Genomic DNA, 1,618 nt, shown 5'->3' on the forward strand with positions numbered 1-1,618 from the left:
GTGTTGGCTCTTGGTCTCCGCGCGGCACCATGACCTGAATTCTGCGCGCGACTGTGACAGTAGAAAGTCGGCCCGGAAAGCTCTATATGGCTGGCGGAACAGAGGTTGAGCATGGAACAATTCACGAAACTCACGGGCATTGCCGCCCATTTGCCGATGATCAATGTCGATACGGACATGATCATCCCCAAGCAGTACCTGAAAACGATCAAGCGCACCGGCCTCGGCGAGGGCCTGTTCGCCGAGCTGCGGTATGACGAGAACGGCGTGAAGCACGAGCATTTCGTGCTCCACAAGGAGCCCTATACTAAGGCCGAGATCCTGATCGCCGGCGAGAATTTCGGCTGCGGCTCGTCCCGCGAGCACGCGCCCTGGGCCCTGCTCGATTTCGGCTTCCGCTGCATCATCGCGCCGTCCTTCGCGGACATCTTCTATAACAACTGCTTCAAGAACGGCATTCTGCCGATCGTTCTGCCGCAGGAAGAGATCGACAAGCTGATCGACGACGCCGAGCGCGGCGACAATGCGCGCCTGACCATCGACCTGGAGGCTCAGGAGATCTCAGGCCCCGATGGCGGCAAGATCCCCTTCGAGGTCGACCCGCACCGCAAGCGGTGTCTGATCGAGGGGCTCGACGATATCGGCCTGACCCTCGAAAAGGCCGCCCATATAGATGCGTTCGAGCTGAAAACAGGCACCACGAAGCCTTGGGTGTGAAGCCTTGGGCCCGAAGGCTGGGGCCCGACGGCTTAAGCCTGAAGGCTTGGGCATAGGGGGCCTGCTTAGCGGCCCGCCGCGCCGTTCAGCGACTAAAACTACTCGAACGGAATGGGATCGGTTTCCTGCTCGGCGACCGTTTCGCCACCACGGGTGACGGTCACCTTCGCTGTGTATTGCCCCTTCGGCCAGCCACCTGCGGGGACGCCCGTCTTGCCCGCCTGGAGCAGCACATCGCTATCGTCGTCCGTGACCTCGCGGAGATTGTGCATCAGAGACTCGCCGTCCTTGGTCAGGTGGACCTCGATCTTGTCGCCCTTCTTGGCGTGGGCCACCCAGCCATAGGCGACGCCGGGCGAGTTGAACCGCGGTTTGGGCAGCGCCCTGCGCTTAAGAAGCTCCGCCTCGTCGACCTTGTGATCGGTGATGCCGAAGCTAACAACCGTGGTTTTCGGCTCATCATCGGCCACCGTGTCGGCCGCCATGGCCAGACCGGACCCAAAGACAAGTACGAGAAGGGTCAACAGCACTCTTGTCAGCATGTCCTACTCCCGCTACCCAAAGCGCCGCCGGAGCAATTCCGGCTCATAACGGTGGATGCTTTAGCATAGGGCGAACGTAACTTCATGGCTTCATTCAAACTCTTACTTCTTCCTGGCGACGGCATCGGCACCGAGGTGATGGACGAGGTGACCCGGCTCATCGATTGGGCCAACGGCACGGGCGCCGTGGCCATCGAGACGGAGACGGACCTCGTGGGCGGCTGCGCCTATGATGAACACGGCGAAGCGATCTCCGAAGCAGCGATGAAAACAGCACACGCGGCCGACGCGGTCATGCTGGGTGCCGTCGGGGGCCCCAAATGGGACGGCGTGCCGTACGACAACCGCCCCGAGGCGGG

Annotated in this window: 3 protein-coding genes; 2 read left to right on the forward strand and 1 reads right to left on the reverse strand. The window is 61.7% G+C overall.

Features of this window, described 5'->3' with window-relative positions:
* Window positions 1-111: 111 nt before the first annotated feature.
* The gene (leuD, locus tag WBQ77_RS08445) at window positions 112-717 is read left to right on the forward strand and encodes a 3-isopropylmalate dehydratase small subunit (RefSeq protein ID WP_424059778.1); all 606 of its coding nucleotides are present in this window, start codon (window positions 112-114) and stop codon (window positions 715-717) included.
* 98 nt (window positions 718-815) lie between these two features.
* Here leuD and WBQ77_RS08450 read toward each other — a convergent pair whose 3' ends face one another.
* Entirely contained in the window at window positions 816-1,259 is a 444-nt protein-coding gene (locus WBQ77_RS08450; RefSeq protein WP_424059780.1) for a hypothetical protein, read from the reverse strand.
* 84 nt (window positions 1,260-1,343) lie between these two features.
* Here WBQ77_RS08450 and WBQ77_RS08455 point away from each other — a divergent pair.
* Window positions 1,344-1,618 (forward strand): isocitrate/isopropylmalate family dehydrogenase (locus tag WBQ77_RS08455; protein WP_424059782.1); only part of this gene is annotated, 275 nt, incomplete at its 3' end.

Origin of the sequence: Methyloceanibacter sp., from assembly GCF_049590335.1 — a bacterium.
In the GTDB taxonomy this organism is placed as follows: domain Bacteria; phylum Pseudomonadota; class Alphaproteobacteria; order Rhizobiales; family Methyloligellaceae; genus Methyloceanibacter.

Bases quoted from the DNA above. Each gene is read 5' to 3' on its own strand.
- leuD (WP_424059778.1), top strand. From the start codon at position 112: ATGGAACAATTCACGAAACTCACGGGCATTGCCGCCCATTTGCCGATG.
- WBQ77_RS08450 (WP_424059780.1), bottom strand. From the start codon at position 1,259: ATGCTGACAAGAGTGCTGTTGACCCTTCTCGTACTTGTCTTTGGGTCC.